The sequence below is a fragment of the Pseudomonas sp. VD-NE ins genome (assembly GCF_031882575.1).
GTDB classification, from domain to species: Bacteria; Pseudomonadota; Gammaproteobacteria; order Pseudomonadales; family Pseudomonadaceae; genus Aquipseudomonas; species Aquipseudomonas fluorescens_BZ.
Genome location: NZ_CP134772.1, coordinates 5265928 through 5284087, shown reverse-complemented (window position 1 = coordinate 5284087; position 18160 = coordinate 5265928). Strand labels below are relative to the sequence as shown.

The window sequence follows — 18160 nt, the reverse complement described above, 5'->3', positions numbered from 1 at the left end:
TTTGCCCATGATGCCGCAGGAATCTCCTCCCGACCAGTTACATACAGATACGAGTACTCAGGTTGGCTTATTCAGCGTCCTCACGCGCCCAGTCACGGGTGCGGCTGACGGCTTTTTTCCAGCCTTTGTACAGCTTCTCTTTCTCCACTTCGTCCAGGCTCGGCTCGAACTCGCGCTCGATCACCGCTTTGCCGCGCAGTTCTTCCAGGCTGCCCCAGAAGCCGCACGCCAGGCCGGCCAGATACGCCGCGCCGAGTGCCGTGGTTTCGCGCATTTGCGGGCGCTCAACCTGCGTGCCGAGGATGTCGGCCTGGAACTGCATGAGGAAGTTGTTCGCCACCGCGCCGCCATCCACGCGCAGAGCCTTGAGGCGTTCGCCGGAGTCCTGTTGCATGGCGTCGAGCACGTCGCGGGTCTGGTAAGCGATCGATTCCAGCGCAGCGCGGATGATGTGATCCACACGTACGCCGCGAGTCAGGCCGAACAGCGCGCCACGGGCATACGGGTCCCAGTACGGAGCACCGAGACCGGTGAATGCCGGTACCAGGTACACGCCGTTGCTGTCCTTCACTTTATTGGCGAAGTATTCGGTGTCGTGGGCGTCGTTGATGATCTTCAGTTCATCGCGCAGCCACTGTACGGTCGAACCGCCGTTGAACACCGCGCCTTCCAGTGCGTAAGCAACTTCGCCACGCGGGCCGCAAGCGATGGTGGTGAGCATGCCGTGCTGGGATTTCACCGCTTTGTCGCCGGTGTTCATCAGCAGGAAACAGCCGGTGCCGTAGGTGTTTTTTGCCTGACCTGGCTCCACGCACATTTGCCCGAACAAGGCTGCTTGCTGGTCGCCGGCGATACCGCCGATGGCGATGCCGCTCTTGGTGCGACCGTAGATTTCCGAAGAGGCTTTCACTTCCGGGAGCATTTCGCGCGGGATGTCGAGGATCTCGAGCATCTTCGAATCCCACTCCAGCGAGTGAATGTTGAAGAGCATGGTGCGCGAGGCGTTGGTGTAGTCGGTGACGTGTACTTTGCCGCCGGTGAACTTCCAGATCAGCCAGCTATCGACGGTGCCGAACAGCAATTCGCCGTTGCGCGCACGCTCGCGGCTGCCTTCGACGTTGTCGAGGATCCACTTCAGTTTGGTGCCGGAGAAGTACGGGTCGGTGACCAGGCCGGTGTTGTCGCGGATGTACTCTTCGTGACCGTCGCGCTTGAGTTGCTGGCAGATCTCGGTGCTGCGGCGGCACTGCCAGACGATGGCGTTGTAAACCGGGCGGCCGGTGGTCTTGTCCCAGACCACGGTGGTTTCACGCTGGTTGGTGATACCGATGGCGGCGACCTGATCGTGATGCAGACCGGCCTGGGCCAGCGCTTCAACCATCACCGCGCTCTGGGTGGCGAAGATTTCCATCGGGTCGTGTTCGACCCAACCGGCCTGCGGGTAATGCTGGGCGAATTCGCGCTGCGCGGTGCAGACCACGTTCGCATCGCGGTCGAAAATGATCGCGCGGGAGCTGGTCGTACCCTGATCGAGGGCAATGATGTAGTTCTTATTCTGAATGTCGGTCATGTCGATTGCCTTGGACGAAATAAGGGAGAGTGGGCCGTGGCGCAGGCTCTATTGGGCAGGAGCCGGCGCCGACTGTTTCAAGAAGTTCTTGGTTTGCCGTCAATGGCCGGTTCTGCATCCTTTGTAGCAGGTGTGGCGCCGGTCAGGTGACGGGCGATGAGCCCGCGATACCCGGCAGCACCGAGGCAGGCACCGACAATCGGTGCAAAAATCGGAATCAGGAAGTAGGGAATATCGCGGCCGCCAGTGAAGGAAATTTCACCCCAGCCGGCGAAGAAAGTCATCAGTTTCGGACCGAAGTCACGCGCCGGGTTCATCGCGAAACCGGTCAGCGGGCCCATCGAACTGCCGATCACCGCGATCAGCAAGCCGATCAGCAGCGGTGCCAATGGGCCTTTCGGCAGGCCGTTGTTGTCGTCGGTCAGGGACATGATCACGCCCATCAGGATCGCGGTGATGATCATCTCGACCAGGAACGCCTGCGCGGTCGACAGTACCGGGTTCGGGAAGGTCGAGAACACCGAGGCCAACTCGAGGCTGGCGGCCGAGCCACGAACCATTTGGTGAGTTTGTTCGTAATCGAAGAATAGATTGCTGTACAGCGTGTAAACCAGCAGCGCGCCACAGAAGGCCCCGGCGATCTGGGCAAGAATATAGAACGGCAGTTTGCGCTTTTCGAAGTCGGCGAAGATCGCCAGGGCGATGCTCACGGCCGGGTTCAGGTGTGCGCCGGAAACACCGGCAGTGAGGTAGATCGCCATGCTCACGCCGACGCCCCAGATGATGCTGATTTCCCACAGGCCGAAGCTGGCACCCGCGACCTTGAGCGCGGCGACGCAACCAGTGCCGAAAAAGATCAGAAGTGCAGTACCCAGAAACTCGGCCATGCATTGGCTTGAGAGCGTTGGTTGCTGTAAAGCAGTTGTCATTGAAAACCTCGGTTTTTGTTGTTGTCTGGCGCGCTGCCGTCAGGGCAAGGCGCGATTTTCACCAGGTAGGAATCCCCATTCCGTTCCCGGTTTACTGCTGGGTGCTGCGATGACGATAATTCTTACATTATTCAGATTCGAAAAAATATAGACAAGAAACAAACCTGTCAAAGGTCGAAAGTGAACCATCGGTCACAATAAAACTATTCGCTGGGTGAATGATCCTGTGCCATGCACACAGCGCGGCACTTTTGAAATGGCTACACCCCACGGGAATCGTGGCTTGGGATAGAGCCTTTTAAGGGCTGATCACCTAGAATCCGCCGGAGGAATTTTCTGTCACTGCCGAGCCTGGAGCTGCCATGACCCCTGCGTTGGACTTGTTGAAAAAAGTTCGTGCCGAACATCGCGTGCACAGTTACGAACATGACCCAAAGGCCGCGTCGTATGGGCTGGAGGCCGCAGAGAAATTGGCACTTGAACCGGCGCAGGTGTTTAAAACCTTGCTGGCAGCCAGCGAAAAGGGCGAGTTGCTGGTGGCAGTGGTGCCGGTCGTCGGAAGCCTCGACCTCAAAGGTCTGGCGCATGCGGCAGGCGTGAAAAAAGTCGAGATGGCTGACCCGGCAGCGGCCCAGCGCTCCACCGGTTATCTGTTGGGCGGCATCAGCCCGTTGGGGCAGAAAAAGCGCCTGCGCACCTTCATCGATAACTCGGCTCAGGGTTTTGCGACTATTTATGTCAGCGCCGGTCGGCGCGGGCTGGAAGTCGAGTTGGCGCCTGCTGTGCTCGCCGAACATACCCAGGCGAAATTTGCCGATATCGGCCGTGCGTAGTCGTTATCGCTGTATGCAGAAAATTGGCCGGTTCTGTCACTGGTGCTGATCGCGTCGTGGCGGCATGCTCTGCCGACTGACTTAGGGAGAAGGTTATGCAGCTCGAGTTTCATCAGGTCGACGCATTCAGTGATCGGCCGTTCAGTGGCAATCCGGCAATGGTTTATCGGCTGGACGCCTGGCTCGCCGATGAGCTGATGCAGAAGATTGCCGCCGAGCACAATCTGGCGGAAACCGCGTTTCTGGTACGCGAAGGTCAGGCCTGGCATATCCGCTGGTTTACGCCGACCACTGAAGTACCGTTGTGCGGGCACGCCACGTTGGCCAGCGCTTATGTACTGTTCGAAATCTACAAGGAAAGCGCCGAACGTATCGACTTCACTTGCAAGTCCGGCGCGCTGAGCGTCACGCGTGAAGGTGATCGGTTGTGGCTGGACTTCCCGTCGATCGTACCGTCAGAGATTGGCGTGACGCTGGACGTCGAGCGGGCGCTGGGTGTTGAGGCGGTGGATGTGCTCGGCTCAAACGAACTGTTTGTGGTGCTGGAGTCGGAGCAGGCGGTGCTCGATTGCAAGCCGGACATGGTTGCGCTGGCCAAGCTGCCGTGGCTGGGCGCGATCGTTACGGCGCGGGGCAATCAGCATGACTTCGTCTCGCGCTATTTCGCACCGGCGATCGGCATCGATGAAGACCCGGTGACCGGTTCAACGCATTGCAGCCTGATTCCGTATTGGTCGAAGCGTCTGGGCAAGTCGAGCCTGACCGCGTGCCAGCGCTCGGCGCGGGGCGGGGAGTTGTTTTGTCGGTTGGAGGGTGAGCGGGTGAAGATCGGCGGCAATGCGACGCTGGTTGCCAGCGGCACCCTGATCCTCGGTTAGAAGCTAAAAGATCGCAGCCTTCGGCAGCTCCTACATTGATCCCTGTAGGAGTTGCCGAAGGCTGCGATCTTTTGATCTTTAAAGTGCGGCGCTGTAACGGCGCACGCCGCTTTCCACTGCCGGGATCTGTGCGGCGGTGCTGCCGGAGGCCTGGAAAAGTACCAAGTGTTCGGCAACTACACGAATCCCCACTTCCGCACCGACCTGATGATCCGCATGGCTTGGGAAGATCGATTCCAGCTGCGCCCCCGTCGGCAATTGCAGACGATACAGCGTCGAAGCGCCCAGGAAGGTCTTGCCGACAATCCGTGCTTTCAAGCCACTGTCCGGTGCATAAACAATGTCATCCGGGCGCAGCAATACATCCACGGCGCCGCCAATCGGCCATGTATAAGCACGATTGCCACGCAACTCACCCAGCTCGGTCTGCACCGATTCCGGGCTGCCGAGCTGGCCGCGAATGAAGTAACCCTGACCGATGAAGCTGGCCACATAAGGCGTTGCCGGCTCGTGATACAGGTTGTACGGCGTATCCCACTGTTCCAGTCGACCTTCCTTGAACACGCCAACGTGATCGCTGACGGCGAAGGCTTCTTCCTGGTCGTGGGTCACCAGAATCGCACTGGTGCCACGGGCCTTGAGGATGTCGCGTACTTCATGGCTGAGCTTGCGCCGCAGTTCGCCATCGAGGTTGGAAAACGGCTCATCGAGCAGCAGCAATTGCGGCTCCGGCGCCAACGCACGGGCGAGGGCGACGCGCTGTTGCTGGCCGCCGGACAACTCGTGCGGGAAACGTTTGCCAAGATTTTTCAGGTTGACCAGTTCGAGCAGTTCTTCGGTCACGCGCTCTTTGTTCGGATGCTTGCGGATACCGAAGGCAATATTGTCGGCGACACTCAGGTGCGGGAACAGCGCGTAATCCTGGAACACCATGCCGATCCGGCGTTTTTCCGGCGCCAGGGTGAAGCCGGCGCTGGAAATGGTCTCACCGCCGAGGGTGATTTCACCTTCGTGCACCGGTTCGAAACCGGCGATGGCGCGCAGGGTGGTGGTCTTGCCGCAGCCGGACGAGCCGAGCAGGCAACCGATGTCACCGGCGTTGAGGTGCAGATTGAGGTTCTGCACCACACGTTGATCTTGATAGCCGCAAGCGAGGTTGCGCAGGTTCAGCAGTAATTCATGGCTCATGCGTGGTGATATGCCGGTTCGACGAGGAACTCGAGCAGGGCCTTCTGTGCGTGGAGACGGTTTTCTGCCTGATCCCAGGCGACGGAGCGCGGGTCATCAAGCAGGTCGAGGCTGATTTCTTCGCCACGGTGCGCAGGCAAGCAGTGCATGAACAGCACGTCCTCGGCAGCGAGGTCGAGCAGGGCACGGTTGACCTGGAACGGCGCGAACAGCTTGAGGCGCTTGGCAGTTTCCTCTTCCTGACCCATCGAAGTCCAGACATCGGTGCTCACCAGATGCGCGCCGCGCACGGCGTCGGCAGGATCGCGAACGATGGTCACGCGATCGCCGGCCCTGGCGACGAACTCAGGGTTTGGTTCGTAGCCTTCCGGGCAGGCGACGCGCAACTGGAAGTCGAACTGGATCGCCGCTTCTATATAGCTGTTGCACATGTTGTTGCCGTCGCCGATCCAGGCCACGGTTTTGCCCTGGATAGAGCCGCGATGCTCGAGGAACGTCTGCATGTCGGCCAGCAACTGGCACGGGTGCAGGTCATCGGACAGGCCGTTGATCACGGGCACGCGCGAGTTGGCGGCGAATTCGGTCAAGGTGCTGTGGGCAAAGGTACGGATCATCACCGCATCGAGCATGCTCGACATGACGATGGCGCAGTCGCCGATCGGCTCGCCACGGCCCAGTTGGGTGTCGCGCGGCGACAGGAAGATCGCCTGGCCGCCGAGCTGGATCATGCCGGCCTCGAAGGAGATACGGGTACGGGTCGAGGACTTCTCGAAGATCATGCCCAGTACACGGTTTTTCAGAGGCTCGAACAGTACGCCGCGGTTACGCAGGTCCTTGAGCTCAACGCCTCGACGGATCACGCTGACCAGCTCTTCGGGCGTGCAATCCATCAGGGAGAGAAAGTGCCTTGCGCTCATCATTGACTACCTTTTTGCTACAAACCGCAGATGCTCAAAGCCTTGTTTATCGGAACAACGGGCGAGACCTGCGGCGTAAGCCGCACGGGGCGACGAAATAGGGGAAGGCGCGATATTGACACTAAATGTCGCGTTTTTCCAATAGGCTACGGTTTTTGTGGGATTCGGAGAACGCACTGGCGTTACAGTCGCGTATTTGAAGCCGGGTTGAGGACAGCAGCGAGCCTCTTTGTACACTGGCCTCGCAGGGCTTGGCAATGCGGCGTGGCGGGGATCGTGTCGCTTGAGTCGGTTTACGACCGTGGCGCCATGCCATCACTTGGTCGGATGCTCGGGCCGAAACATTTGCTAAAGCAAAGTGCTGGGTTATAAATAAGTTTCGAGCGACGCAGGAAGCCTCCGCATGGAATCGAAAGAAAAACTGTTAATGGAATTGCTGGGCCACACGGCTCGCTCACTGACCCATCTCACCGCGTCGGTGACCTCAATGTCCTTCGAACTGCTGCGCAGCGAAGACGAAGTGGTGAAGAGCGCCGGTCGCCACATGATCGATCGCATGGCGACCATCAGCGCCGGCCTCGACGAGCACTGGCGCCTGATCGGCGAACTCACCGGCGTACATGTCGCTCACGAGCAGATCGAAACCATTCAGGAAATTCAGCTGGCCGCGCCGCCGCAGCTGCCATCGAACTGATCGGGGCGGTTTATCGGCGCACCTGATAGGCGTCGATTCACAAGACGAACGTCGCTGGCGCCTGAACAGCGCCGGGGCCATAGTTTTGTTCCCGCGGACGTGATTGCCCGCCCAGAACAAGACAGAGACTGGCCATGACCAAGACTCTCCATCACCGTGCCTGCCACCTGTGCGAAGCCATTTGCGGCCTGACCATCGAGACCACCGAAACCGATGGACACGTCGCGATCACCTCGATCAAAGGCGATGCCCTCGACACCTTCAGCCGTGGCCACATCTGCCCCAAAGCCGTGGCCCTGCAAGACATCCAGAACGATCCGGATCGTCTGCGCCAGCCGATGCGCCGCGTTGGCAGCGAATGGCTGCCGATCGAGTGGGACGAGGCGTTTGCGCTGGTGGCCGAGAGGCTGGCGGCAATTCAGGAACGTCATGGGCAGAACGCCGTGGCGGTCTATCAGGGTAATCCGAGCGTGCACAATTACGGGTTGATGACCCACAGCAACTATTTCCTCGGGTTGCTGAAGACGCGTAATCGCTTCTCGGCGACCTCGGTCGATCAGTTGCCACATCACCTCAGCAGTTACTTGATGTACGGCCACGGCTTGTTGCTGCCGATTCCGGACATCGATCACACCGACTTCATGCTGATCCTCGGCGGTAATCCGCTGGCCTCCAACGGCAGCATTATGACGGTGCCGGATGTTGAGAAACGTTTAAAGGCAATCCAGGCGCGCGGCGGTAAAGTCGTTGTGGTCGATCCACGGCGCAGCGAGACGGCGGCGATGGCTGACCAACACCTGTTCGTTCGTCCTGGTGGCGATGCGGCGTTGTTGTTTGGCGTGCTCAACACGCTGTTTAGTGAAGGCCTGACCCGCGACAGCCATTTGCCGGTCGATGGTCTGGACGAAGTGCGCGCGGCAGTCGCCACGTTTACCGCTGAAACCATGAGTCCGTTGTGCGCCGTGCCAGCCGAACAGATCCGCCAGCTGGCACGTGACTTCGCTGCCGCGCCGAGTGCAGTTTGTTATGGGCGCATGGGGGTTTCAACCCAAGCCTTCGGCACTTTGTGCCATTGGGTCGTGCAATTGATCAACCTGGTCACCGGCAACCTCGACCGGGTTGGCGGTGCGCTGTGCACCGAGCCAGCCGTGGATCTGGTGGCGTCGACCTCGGGCGGGCATTTCAACAAATGGCAGAGCCGTGTCTCGGGGCGTCCTGAATACGGCGGCGAGTTGCCGGTCTCGGCGCTGGCCGAAGAGATGCTCACCGAAGGCGAGGGCCAGATCCGTGCGCTGATCACTGTGGCGGGTAATCCAGTGTTGTCGACGCCGAACGGGCGGCAGTTGGAGCAGGCTTTGGACGGCCTGGAATTCATGGTCAGCATTGACCTGTACATCAACGAAACCACGCGCTATGCCGACCTGATCCTGCCGTCGACCTCGGCGCTGGAGAATGATCACTACGACACCACGTTCAATCTGTTCGCGGTGCGCAACGTCACTCGCTTCAACCGCGCAATCCTCGCCAAGCCCGAGGGCGCCATGCATGACTGGGAGATCTTCGTGGGCCTGGCCAAGGCCTTTGCCGAAAAGACCGGCAAGGAGCTGAAACCGACCATGCCGCCGGCGAAGATGATCGACATGGGCCTGCGCATGGGCATGTACGGTGACGCCTCCGAGCAGAAACTCTCGTTGGCGACATTGTTTGATCATCCTCACGGCATTGATCTGGGGGCGTTGAAAGCCAATCTGGCGTCGCGCCTGAGAACAACCAACCAGCGCGTGCATGCTGCGCCGCCAGAGATCCTCGCCGACCTCGCGCGTTTTGCCGCGTTACAAGCACCGGCCGCCGACGAACTGCTGATGATCGGGCGCCGCCATGTGCGCAGCAACAATTCCTGGATGCACAACTATCACCGTCTGGTGAAGGGCAAGCCACGTCACCAATTGTTGATGCACCCGGATGACCTCGCCAGCCGTGGGCTCAACGATGGTCAGCGGGTGCGTGTCAGTTCACGGGTTGGCCAGATCGAAGTGGAAGTGCTTGGCAGCCTCGACATGATGAAAGGTGTGGTCAGCCTGCCGCACGGCTGGGGCCATGCGCGCCCGGGCGTGCAGATGGCGATTGCCAGCGGTCAGCCGGGGTCAAGTGCCAATGACCTGACCGATGAATGCCAGCTCGACGAGTTGTCCGGCAACGCTGCACTTAATGGTGTGCCGGTGACGGTGGCGGCGGCTTGATCTAGTCTGTCGGGGAGACCGAGCATGGCGCTCGGGATTCCGTTACAATGCGCCACCGTGCCGACCCATGAGTCGGAAAGTTCAGCCGAGGTGCTCCATGGATATCATCGAAACGATTAAAGAGCAGATTGCCAACAACACCATTCTGCTTTACATGAAAGGCTCGCCGAATGCCCCGCAGTGTGGCTTCTCCGCGAAAGCTGCGCAGGCTGTCATGGCTTGCGGCGAAAAGTTTGCGTACGTGGACATCCTGCAGAACCCGGAAATCCGCGCCAACCTGCCTAAATACGCCAACTGGCCGACTTTCCCGCAACTGTGGGTCGGCGGTGAACTGGTCGGCGGTAGCGACATCATGACCGAGATGGCTGCAGACGGTTCGCTGCAAAGCACCATCAAGTCGGCTGTTGAAGCGGCAGCGGCGAACAAGTCCGAAGCCTGATCGGCCGGTCTCATGCGACAGCTGCTGCTTCTGTAGGAGCTGTCGAGTGAAACGAGGCTGCGATCTTTTGATCTTCAGCCAATAAAAAGCCCCGCACCTCGAAAGAGGGCGGGGCTTTTTAGTGCGTTCGAAAAGTTACTGCAAGTTGCCGGTGCAATCTGAAAAGATCGCAGCCTGCGGCAGCTCCTACTCTTCGCCCATCTGCGATTGCAGATAGTTCTCAAGACCGACTTTATCGATCAGACCCAGCTGGGTTTCCAGCCAGTCGATATGTTCTTCTTCGGATTCGAGAATGTCTTCAAGCAGTTCACGGCTACCGAAGTCACCGACGGTTTCGCAATGCGCGATCGCGGTTTTCAGATCGGCGTGGCCGGTCTTCTCGATACGCAGGTCGCACTCCAGCATTTCCTGGGTGTGCTCGCCGATGTGCAGCTTGCCCAGGTCCTGCACGTTCGGCAGGCCCTCGAGGAACAGGATGCGCTTGATCAGCTTGTCCGCGTGTTTCATCTCGTCGATGGATTCTTTGTATTCGTGCTTGCCGAGCTTGTTCAGACCCCAATCTTCATACATGCGTGCATGCAGGAAGTACTGATTGATCGCGACCAGCTCATTGGCAAGGATCTTGTTGAGATGCTGGATGACTGTAATGTCGCCTTTCATGATCGGAGTCCTGCCCTGTATTCGCTGTATATACGGCGGAGTTTGAGCTTCGCACTTATAAGTGTCAAACCTAAGTTATTGAATAATATATGAAAATTAATCGGAATAAGAATGTTTGTGTTCCGCGTCTGGACGCTAAGCAATTGATTTACGGGCATAAAAAAACCGGACATAAGTCCGGTTCTTTGAAATAGGGTGTTATTACGCAGCGGTAAATTCTACCGGATAGGGGATCGCGGCCTGAGCGGTTTGCAGCTTGGTCAGGGTTTCGCGGACCACTTCCTTGGCAAGGCAGGCACATTTGCCACATTGGCTGGCGACGCCGGTGGCCTGGCGGACTTCTTTATAGCTGCAGCAACCTTCATAGATCGCTTCGCGGATCTGTCCGTCGGTGACGCCAGTGCAGAGACAAACATACATAAGTGAGAACCGTCGCTGGTTGTGACTCAATTGCGATGGATCTTAATGTTAACGAGAATGATTGTCAAAGTGCTTTCGGAAAGCTTCAGCTGATTAACCGCCATGACTGACGAACGGTATTTGCTGGCGATTTGCCTGGCCCCGTAAATGCAGCGCCGTTCTGCGTCTGCTTTGAAAAACCGTTAAAGACAGGCCAAATTCGCAGTGTATGATGGTCGGCCCTTGCGAAGGGGGTTCGTGTCACAGGGCTGTCGCCTGAGGGTGGCAGGCTGGCCCGGACCCTGAACTTCAAGTTTTTACACCAGGAGATATCAATGAGCGTACTCGTAGGCAAACAAGCCCCTGACTTCACCGTCCCGGCCGTACTCGGCAATGGCGAGATCGTTGACAGCTTCACCCTGTCCTCGGCCATCAAAGGCAAATACGGCCTGGTGTTCTTCTACCCACTGGACTTCACCTTCGTCTGCCCGTCCGAGCTGATCGCTCTGGACAACCGCATGGCTGACTTCAAGGCACGCAACGTTGAAGTGATCGCTGTGTCGATCGACTCGCACTTCACTCACAACGCATGGCGCAACACTCCAGTGAACAATGGCGGCATCGGCCAGGTGAAATACACCATGGCTGCCGACATGAAGCACGACATCGCCAAGGCATACGACGTTGAATCCGAAGGCGGCGTGGCTTTCCGTGGCGCGTTCCTGATCGACGACAAAGGCGTTGTCCGCTCGCAGATCATCAACGACCTGCCACTGGGCCGTAACATGGAAGAGCTGATCCGTCTGGTCGACGCTCTGCAATTCCACGAAGAGCACGGCGAAGTCTGCCCTGCCAACTGGAAAAAAGGCGACAAAGGCATGAACGCTTCGCCAGAAGGCGTTGCTGCCTACCTGACCGAGAACGCTGCAGCCCTGTAAGGCGCAACGTCGAGGTACAAAAAAACCGGCCCACGTGGCCGGTTTTTTTATGCGCGGGATTTACCCGACGACCATCGATCAGTCGTCGAAATCTTCCCAGCCGCCCATCTGCTTCCAGCGGTTGACGATGCCGCAGAACAGCTCAGCGGTTTTCTCGGTGTCGTAACGCGCCGAGTGCGCCTCACGGCCGTCGAAGTCGATGTCGGCGGCCTGGCAGGCTTTCGCCAGTACGGTTTGACCGTAGGCCAGACCGGCCAGGGTCGCGGTGTCGAAACTGGAGAACGGGTGGAACGGGTTGCGCTTCATGTCCAGACGCGCAACGGCCGCGTTGAGGAAGCCAAGATCGAAGCTGCTGTTGTGACCAACCAGAATCGCACGCTTGCAGCCATTGGCCTTCAGCGCCTTGCGGATGCCACGGAAAATGTCGGTCAGCGCGGTTTCTTCGCTGACTGCCATGCGCAGCGGGTGATCGAGCTTGATCCCGGTGAACTCCAGCGCTGCTGCTTCAATGTTGGCGCCTTCGAACGGCTCAACGCGGAAGAAGTAGGTGTGGTCCGGGTAAACAAAACCCTTTTCATCCATGGCGATGGTGGTCGCGGCAATCTCCAGCAACGCATCGGTGGCCGAGTTGAAACCACCGGTTTCTACGTCGACGACAACCGGCAGGTAGCCGCGAAAGCGTGCTGCCATCGGGTGACGGGAACCGCCACCACCACTTTGACCGTCCAGTTCGTCGTCGAAATGCTCTTCACTCACGCGTGTTCCTCCAGCAGGCGCCAGCGCAGTTTTTCACCGGCGCGCAGCGGGATAACGGTCAGCTCGCCAAACGGCAGGCTGGTTGGGGCGGTCCATTCTTCACGAACCAGGGTGATGCGATCGGTGTTCGCCGGCAGGCCGTAGAAACGCGGGCCGTTGAGGCTGGCGAAGGCTTCGAGCTTGTCCAGCGCATTACGCTGTTCGAAGGCTTCGGCATACATCTCGATGGCGGCGTACGCGGTGTAGCAGCCAGCACAACCGCAAGCGGCTTCCTTGGCGTGCTGGGCGTGCGGCGCCGAGTCGGTGCCGAGGAAGAACTTCGCGCTGCCACTGGTGGCGGCGTTGAGCAGGGCTTCCTGGTGTGTATTGCGTTTGAGGATCGGCAGGCAATAGAAGTGCGGCCGAATTCCGCCCACCAGCATGTGGTTGCGGTTGTAGAGCAGGTGGTGCGCGGTGATGGTCGCGCCAACGTTGGCCGAAGCTTCGTTGACGAACTGCACGGCGTCGCCGGTGGTGATGTGTTCGAACACCACTTTCAGGGTCGGGAAACGCTCGACCACGCGACGCATGTGCTCATCGATGAAAATCTTTTCGCGGTCGAACACATCGACGTCGCCACGGGTGACTTCACCGTGGATCAGCAGCGGCATGCCGACTTCGGCCATGGCTTCGATTGCCGGCAGAATCTTGTCGATGCTGGTCACACCAGAGTCGGAGTTGGTGGTCGCGCCGGCCGGGTACAGCTTGGCGGCGTACACGAAACCGCTGGCCTTGGCTTCACGAATTTCTTCGGGCTGGGTGCGGTCGGTGAGGTACAGCACCATCAGCGGCTCGAAGCGACTGCCGGCCGGGCGGGCAGCCAGAATCCGCTGGCGATAGCCGTCGGCTTCAGCGGCGTTGCGCACCGGAGGTACCAGGTTGGGCATGATGATGGCGCGGCCAAAAGTGCGCGCAACATCGGCAACGGTATTGGTCAACACGGCACCATCGCGAAGATGAATGTGCCAGTCGTCGGGACGCAGCAGGGTCAGGCGGTCGGACATGAGGGGCTTCCAGGCGGGTCAAACTGAGGCGAATGCTACCGGAAAAGACTCTTGCAGGCACTCGCTATCAAGTTTTGCGGGAACCTTCCGATATCCCGTAGGTATGCCGTAAACATAGTGTGAATCGGTCTTTGTGTTTCAGAAGCCAATGGAGCCTCCCGTGCGCCAGCGTTATTTAGCCTTGCTCAGTGTGTTTGCCAGCCTTCCGGCGATGGCGCTCACGTACCAGACCCGTCTGGAGAACATTGAGTGGACGGTCGCCGGCGACAAGTTCGAATGTCGTCTGACCCAACCGATCACTGATTTCGGCTCGGGTGAGTTCGTGCGCAAGGCGGGCGAGCAGGCGATATTCCGTCTGAACGCCTACAACGCCATGCTCGGCGGCGGTTCGGCGACCTTGCTGGCAGCGGCTGCCCCTTGGCAGCCGGGACGTGGTGACATCAACCTTGGCTCTGTGAGGCTCGGCAGCGGCAACGTGCTGTTCAACAGTTCGCAGTCGCAGGCCGGCGGCCTGATCAGCGGTTTGCTGGACGGTCGCAGCCCGGTAGTACGTCGCGCGTCGGGTGATGGCCGCGTGTCGGAAGTGCGTTTGTTGCCGGTCAAGTTCAGCAAGGCGTTTAACGACTATCAGACCTGTGTGGCGAAGTTGCTGCCGCAGAATTTCGACCAGATCAAGCAATCGCAGATCGGCTTCCCTGGCGAGGGCGTTGATCTGGACGCCGCCGCCAAGGCCAAACTGCAAGTGATGCTCGAATTCATGAAAGCCGATCCAACGGTCAATCACATCGAACTCGATGGCCACTCGGACAACAGCGGCAATCGCCTGACCAACCGTGAACTGTCGCGCCGCCGAGCGCTGGCAGTGGTCGACTTCTTCAAGGCCAATGGCATTCAGGAATCACAGATCACCGTGCGCTTCCATGGCGAGCAATATCCGATCGTGCCGAACACCAACGCGGCCAATCGCGCGAAGAACCGTCGGGTCAATGTCAAACTGGCGCGCGTGGCTCCAGTGACCGCTCCAGCACCGCAAGCGAGCACGCCAGCCAGCACTGCAGCGACTTCCTGACCCGCCGGTCATCGTCGTGCTCTCGACAGATTCTGTCGCTTTGTCGTCTTAAGCTGTCGCGCCTCTGTAAATTATCGCGTTTGAGCGGTAGACTCCTCGGCTTTCCGTAGAACCCCGTGGAGTGATGGCATGGCGGACGTAAACAAGGTCGTTCTGGCGTATTCCGGCGGCCTGGACACTTCGGTGATCCTCAAGTGGCTGCAGGATACTTATAACTGTGAAGTGGTGACTTTCACCGCTGATCTCGGTCAAGGCGAAGAGGTCGAGCCGGCCCGCGCCAAGGCCCAGGCCATGGGCGTCAAAGAAATCTACATCGACGATCTGCGCGAAGAGTTCGTGCGTGATTTCGTGTACCCGATGTTCCGCGCCAACACCGTTTACGAAGGCGAGTACCTGCTGGGTACTTCCATCGCACGTCCGCTGATCGCCAAACGTCTGATCGAAATCGCCAACGAAACCGGCGCTGACGCCATTTCCCATGGCGCCACCGGCAAGGGCAACGACCAGGTGCGTTTCGAACTGGGTGCCTACGCGCTCAAGCCTGGCGTGAAAGTGATTGCTCCTTGGCGCGAATGGGACCTGCTGTCCCGCGAAAAACTGATGGACTACGCCGAGAAGCATGCGATCCCGATCGAGCGTCACGGCAAGAAGAAGTCCCCGTACTCGATGGACGCCAACCTGCTGCACATCTCCTATGAAGGTGGCGTGCTGGAAGACACCTGGACCGAGCACGAAGAAGACATGTGGAAATGGACCGTCTCCCCGGAGAACGCTCCTGACAAACCACAGTACCTGGAACTGACCTACCGTAACGGCGACATCGTTGCACTGGACGGCGTCGAAATGACCCCGGCCACCGTGCTGGCGACGCTGAACAAGATCGGTGGCGCTCACGGTATTGGCCGTCTCGACATCGTTGAAAACCGTTACGTCGGCATGAAATCCCGTGGCTGCTACGAAACCCCGGGCGGCACCATCATGCTGCGCGCTCACCGCGCCATCGAATCGATCACTCTGGACCGCGAAGTCGCTCACCTCAAAGACGAGTTGATGCCGAAATACGCCAGCCTGATCTACACCGGTTACTGGTGGAGCCCTGAGCGTCTGATGCTGCAACAGATGATCGACGCGTCGCAGGTCAACGTGAATGGCGTTGTGCGCCTGAAGCTGTACAAAGGCAACGTGATCGTCACTGGCCGCAAGTCCGACGATTCGCTGTTCGATGCGAACATCGCGACCTTCGAAGAAGATGGCGGTGCGTACAACCAGGCTGATGCGGCGGGCTTCATCAAGCTCAACGCGCTGCGCATGCGCATTGCTGCCAATAAGGGCCGCAAGCTGTTCTGAGCTTTGACAATCTGAAGCGTAAAGAAAAGGGCGGCCTTGTCATCGAGACAAGGTCGCCCTTTTTGCATGATTCTTTGTCTGGTTCGGCCCTGCATGTTGCTGTTCCGTGTGCGTGTGGCTACGACTCATCTTTCAGGCCCGTCCCATTAGCGTTACCGCTTTTGAGCACAGGTTATAAACAATACAAAGCGTTTTGCCTGAGCCTTTCTTGACCTGCCTGATTTGCAGCAGGGCATTCTGCGTCAGTAAAACATCCGATACATGATTGGAAAGAAACACGACTACCCGTGAAGTTTTCCTATCGAGGTTTCGGATATTTTCCAGAATCGTGACTAATTCTCTTGAGGCATCGACATCCCTCGCGTCGATGAGATGCAGGTCGCTGATCCAGGCTGGTAGCTGAATGTTGTGCTGAATAATGTGGCTCGGTTTTGCATTGGTATCCGACGGCGGGTCGGGGGCGTTGTGTACTTTGCACGCGTCTTTGCATTCGACCGGGCCTGACTCGCTGGGCACGATACAACTTGATAGTCCAAATGTACCTTGTGCGGCGGGTCCCGACGTCGAGGTGTTTCGTTTGTTCTCGCGATCATTGTTATCGATTACTTTTAAAAAGTTCTTGTCTTTACCGAAGTCGGAAGGTGAATAGAGAGAGCGATAGTTGAAGTTTAAAGTGATAAAGAAAAGAAATAGCAAGTAAAACGGAAAGCTGATCAGGAACCACACATAAATCTCCCTGTCTTTGTTGTCCAGAAATGGCAGGGAAACCGCAGCTGATGTTTCCGAGATGGCGGCAAATATTGCAATCACTGTCATTGGGTTAGTGATTTTGCTTTTTATTTTCAGCAAGTTTGAAGTGTTCTGTTTGATCTTTCTCATTGTTGTCAGGTTCGTGTGGGTTGAGTTGCTCTTGGTTGGGTTTTGGAGGTTTAAATTTATAGCAAAAGTATTTGATTAAGTATAAATATCTTGTTTCAAGTGTTTATGGGTTGTTTGTGAGTATGAAGTTGTCGAGGTGGGTATTGCCGGGTGTTTCCAGTCTTAATAAATCTTGTCGGGAGTGCGGAATTTGAAGGGGGGAGGCATCGATCAGACGTGATGAGCCTCAGCGGCAGTCATGATTTTTGCGCTGTCAGTCGTAGTCTGTAACAAGTTGAAAAGAGACAAGTTGACTTGGTCCAAGGCGAAAATAGCGTCGGATGTTTAGAGGGGGAGAGGTTTTTTGTAGGATTAATCCGCAATGGCTGTAGGGTATGTCTCTCGATGCAAGTGCGTGTTAACCCTGGCATGCCATAGAGCAAGCGGCTGGGCTATTGTGCGGGTTCTAAAAATTCGAACAGCGAAACTGGACTTGCCCATGAATAAAGTGCTGATCGTGGATGATCACCCTGTCATTCGTCTTGCGGTACGTATGCTGATGGAACGTCATGGCTACGAAGTCATCGCAGAAACTGATAACGGTGTGGATGCTTTACAACTTGCTCGAGAACAGATGCCGGATATTGTTATTCTGGATATTGGAATCCCCAAACTTGATGGCCTGGAAGTTATCGCGCGCCTGACCTCGACGGCCATGCCTATTAAAGTACTGGTGCTGACTTCCCAGGCGCCCGGGCACTTTTCAATGCGTTGCATGCAGTCGGGGGCGGCCGGTTATGTCTGTAAACAGCAGGACCTGACCGAGTTGCTCAGTGCGATCAAAGCGGTACTGTCAGGCTACAGTTATTTCCCCAATCAGGCCTTGCATACCGTTCGTACCAGCCTGGGCAATGCCAGTGAAGCCGACATGGTCGATCGTCTGTCGGGGCGTGAGATGATGGTGTTGCAGCAGTTGGCCCGGGGCAAGACCAACAAGGAAATTGCCGATGGCATGTTTTTGAGTAACAAAACCGTGAGCACCTATAAGACGCGCCTGTTGTTGAAACTCAATGCGCGCTCCCTGGTGGATCTGATCGAGTTGGCGCAGCGTAACGGTCTGGTTTGAATGCATCGATAGCTGACAGGGTCATGGGCCGATCGAGTTCAGCTAGCCGCAGAAAATGAAAAGCCTCCGGTTCGGGAGGCTTTCAAATGTCAGTCATCAAAATCGTATTCGGCCAATTGCCTTTGCAGTCGGCGCTCCTCAAGCAGGTTATCGATCGTACGGCGCTTGCTGAGATTTGTCTTGGCGACTTCGGCCACAGGTTCGGCGTCATCCGTTTCTGCGGTGATATCGTCATCTACATCCAGTGGCTCTTTGTCGCTACTCATCAGCTAACTC

At 57.8% G+C, this 18160-nt stretch carries 19 protein-coding genes; 9 read left to right on the top strand and 10 right to left on the bottom strand.

Annotated features, from left to right (window positions below; genetic code table 11):
- Positions 1-67 precede the first annotated feature (67 nt).
- Positions 68-1570, bottom strand: a complete 1503-nt coding sequence (glpK, locus tag RMV17_RS23535; protein WP_007916698.1) for a glycerol kinase GlpK — start codon at positions 1568-1570, stop codon at positions 68-70.
- A gap of 77 nt (positions 1571-1647) precedes the next feature.
- Complete coding sequence (locus RMV17_RS23530) at positions 1648-2499, bottom strand: MIP/aquaporin family protein (RefSeq protein ID WP_016986645.1); 852 nt, start codon at positions 2497-2499, stop codon at positions 1648-1650.
- Positions 2500-2861: 362 nt separating this feature from the next.
- Here RMV17_RS23530 and ybaK point away from each other — a divergent pair, with 362 nt between their 5' ends.
- Both ybaK and RMV17_RS23520 read left to right on the top strand, forming a co-directional pair.
- Positions 2862-3332, top strand: a complete 471-nt coding sequence (ybaK, locus tag RMV17_RS23525; RefSeq protein ID WP_003227741.1) for a Cys-tRNA(Pro) deacylase — start codon at positions 2862-2864, stop codon at positions 3330-3332.
- A 95-nt stretch (positions 3333-3427) separates the two neighbouring features.
- Positions 3428-4210, top strand: coding sequence for a PhzF family phenazine biosynthesis protein (locus RMV17_RS23520; RefSeq protein ID WP_034153513.1), 783 nt, complete (start codon positions 3428-3430; stop codon positions 4208-4210).
- Between the two features lie 78 nt (positions 4211-4288).
- Here RMV17_RS23520 and RMV17_RS23515 read toward each other — a convergent pair whose 3' ends face one another.
- Both RMV17_RS23515 and argF read right to left on the bottom strand, forming a co-directional pair.
- Entirely contained in the window at positions 4289-5398 is a 1110-nt protein-coding gene (locus RMV17_RS23515) for an ABC transporter ATP-binding protein (protein ID WP_016986648.1), read from the bottom strand.
- A complete protein-coding gene (gene argF / locus RMV17_RS23510) occupies positions 5395-6315 on the bottom strand; it encodes an ornithine carbamoyltransferase (protein ID WP_034153512.1) in 921 nt (306 codons plus the stop codon). Before argF ends, RMV17_RS23515 begins: the two co-directional genes overlap by 4 nt.
- A gap of 403 nt (positions 6316-6718) precedes the next feature.
- Here argF and RMV17_RS23505 point away from each other — a divergent pair, with 403 nt between their 5' ends.
- From RMV17_RS23505 to grxD, 3 genes are all read left to right on the top strand, one after another.
- Positions 6719-7009: a hypothetical protein gene (locus RMV17_RS23505; protein WP_016986650.1), complete on the top strand. Its 291-nt coding sequence runs from the start codon at positions 6719-6721 to the stop codon at positions 7007-7009.
- A gap of 134 nt (positions 7010-7143) precedes the next feature.
- On the top strand, positions 7144-9249 hold the full coding sequence (locus tag RMV17_RS23500; RefSeq protein WP_311882906.1) for a molybdopterin oxidoreductase family protein: 2106 nt from the start codon (positions 7144-7146) through the stop codon (positions 9247-9249).
- Positions 9250-9346: 97 nt separating this feature from the next.
- Complete coding sequence (grxD, locus tag RMV17_RS23495) at positions 9347-9688, top strand: Grx4 family monothiol glutaredoxin (protein WP_008079424.1); 342 nt, start codon at positions 9347-9349, stop codon at positions 9686-9688.
- A gap of 186 nt (positions 9689-9874) precedes the next feature.
- Here the strand turns inward: grxD and bfr are convergent, their stop codons facing one another.
- Positions 9875-10348 carry a bacterioferritin gene (gene bfr, locus RMV17_RS23490; protein WP_016986653.1) on the bottom strand — a complete coding sequence of 158 codons (474 nt, stop codon included), beginning with the start codon at positions 10346-10348 and terminating at the stop codon, positions 9875-9877.
- Between the two features lie 201 nt (positions 10349-10549).
- Positions 10550-10768 carry a bacterioferritin-associated ferredoxin gene (locus RMV17_RS23485; protein WP_003227725.1) on the bottom strand — a complete coding sequence of 73 codons (219 nt, stop codon included), beginning with the start codon at positions 10766-10768 and terminating at the stop codon, positions 10550-10552.
- Between the two features lie 314 nt (positions 10769-11082).
- Here RMV17_RS23485 and RMV17_RS23480 point away from each other — a divergent pair, with 314 nt between their 5' ends.
- Entirely contained in the window at positions 11083-11685 is a 603-nt protein-coding gene (locus RMV17_RS23480; protein ID WP_003227723.1) for a peroxiredoxin, read from the top strand.
- A gap of 78 nt (positions 11686-11763) precedes the next feature.
- Here RMV17_RS23480 and rnt read toward each other — a convergent pair whose 3' ends face one another.
- Both rnt and pyrC read right to left on the bottom strand, forming a co-directional pair.
- A complete protein-coding gene (rnt, locus tag RMV17_RS23475; protein ID WP_034153510.1) occupies positions 11764-12441 on the bottom strand; it encodes a ribonuclease T in 678 nt (225 codons plus the stop codon).
- Positions 12438-13484 (bottom strand): dihydroorotase, encoded by a 1047-nt coding sequence (gene pyrC, locus RMV17_RS23470; protein WP_311882902.1) that lies wholly within the window; start codon positions 13482-13484, stop codon positions 12438-12440. Before pyrC ends, rnt begins: the two co-directional genes overlap by 4 nt.
- 160 nt (positions 13485-13644) lie before the next feature.
- On the opposite strand from pyrC, the gene RMV17_RS23465 reads away from it, so the two are divergent.
- The gene (locus RMV17_RS23465) at positions 13645-14553 is read left to right on the top strand and encodes a flagellar protein MotY (RefSeq protein WP_034153508.1); all 909 of its coding nucleotides are present in this window, start codon (positions 13645-13647) and stop codon (positions 14551-14553) included.
- A gap of 129 nt (positions 14554-14682) precedes the next feature.
- The gene (locus tag RMV17_RS23460) at positions 14683-15900 is read left to right on the top strand and encodes an argininosuccinate synthase (RefSeq protein ID WP_016986656.1); all 1218 of its coding nucleotides are present in this window, start codon (positions 14683-14685) and stop codon (positions 15898-15900) included.
- Between the two features lie 132 nt (positions 15901-16032).
- Here RMV17_RS23460 and RMV17_RS23455 read toward each other — a convergent pair whose 3' ends face one another.
- Complete coding sequence (locus RMV17_RS23455; protein WP_311887084.1) at positions 16033-16749, bottom strand: hypothetical protein; 717 nt, start codon at positions 16747-16749, stop codon at positions 16033-16035.
- Positions 16750-17257: 508 nt separating this feature from the next.
- On the opposite strand from RMV17_RS23455, the gene RMV17_RS23450 reads away from it, so the two are divergent.
- A complete protein-coding gene (locus tag RMV17_RS23450; RefSeq protein ID WP_007916656.1) occupies positions 17258-17884 on the top strand; it encodes a response regulator transcription factor in 627 nt (208 codons plus the stop codon).
- An 89-nt stretch (positions 17885-17973) separates the two neighbouring features.
- Here RMV17_RS23450 and RMV17_RS23445 read toward each other — a convergent pair whose 3' ends face one another.
- Positions 17974-18150, bottom strand: coding sequence for a PA3496 family putative envelope integrity protein (locus RMV17_RS23445; protein ID WP_311882896.1), 177 nt, complete (start codon positions 18148-18150; stop codon positions 17974-17976).
- Positions 18151-18160 lie beyond the last annotated feature (10 nt).

Bases quoted from the DNA above. Each gene is read 5' to 3' on its own strand.
- glpK (WP_007916698.1), bottom strand. From the start codon at position 1,570: ATGACCGACATTCAGAATAAGAACTACATCATTGCCCTCGATCAGGGT.
- RMV17_RS23530 (WP_016986645.1), bottom strand. From the start codon at position 2,499: ATGACAACTGCTTTACAGCAACCAACGCTCTCAAGCCAATGCATGGCC.
- ybaK (WP_003227741.1), top strand. From the start codon at position 2,862: ATGACCCCTGCGTTGGACTTGTTGAAAAAAGTTCGTGCCGAACATCGC.
- RMV17_RS23520 (WP_034153513.1), top strand. From the start codon at position 3,428: ATGCAGCTCGAGTTTCATCAGGTCGACGCATTCAGTGATCGGCCGTTC.
- RMV17_RS23515 (WP_016986648.1), bottom strand. From the start codon at position 5,398: ATGAGCCATGAATTACTGCTGAACCTGCGCAACCTCGCTTGCGGCTAT.
- argF (WP_034153512.1), bottom strand. From the start codon at position 6,315: ATGAGCGCAAGGCACTTTCTCTCCCTGATGGATTGCACGCCCGAAGAG.
- RMV17_RS23505 (WP_016986650.1), top strand. From the start codon at position 6,719: ATGGAATCGAAAGAAAAACTGTTAATGGAATTGCTGGGCCACACGGCT.
- RMV17_RS23500 (WP_311882906.1), top strand. From the start codon at position 7,144: ATGACCAAGACTCTCCATCACCGTGCCTGCCACCTGTGCGAAGCCATT.
- grxD (WP_008079424.1), top strand. From the start codon at position 9,347: ATGGATATCATCGAAACGATTAAAGAGCAGATTGCCAACAACACCATT.
- bfr (WP_016986653.1), bottom strand. From the start codon at position 10,348: ATGAAAGGCGACATTACAGTCATCCAGCATCTCAACAAGATCCTTGCC.
- RMV17_RS23485 (WP_003227725.1), bottom strand. From the start codon at position 10,768: ATGTATGTTTGTCTCTGCACTGGCGTCACCGACGGACAGATCCGCGAA.
- RMV17_RS23480 (WP_003227723.1), top strand. From the start codon at position 11,083: ATGAGCGTACTCGTAGGCAAACAAGCCCCTGACTTCACCGTCCCGGCC.
- pyrC (WP_311882902.1), bottom strand. From the start codon at position 13,484: ATGTCCGACCGCCTGACCCTGCTGCGTCCCGACGACTGGCACATTCAT.
- RMV17_RS23460 (WP_016986656.1), top strand. From the start codon at position 14,683: ATGGCGGACGTAAACAAGGTCGTTCTGGCGTATTCCGGCGGCCTGGAC.
- RMV17_RS23450 (WP_007916656.1), top strand. From the start codon at position 17,258: ATGAATAAAGTGCTGATCGTGGATGATCACCCTGTCATTCGTCTTGCG.
- RMV17_RS23445 (WP_311882896.1), bottom strand. From the start codon at position 18,150: ATGAGTAGCGACAAAGAGCCACTGGATGTAGATGACGATATCACCGCA.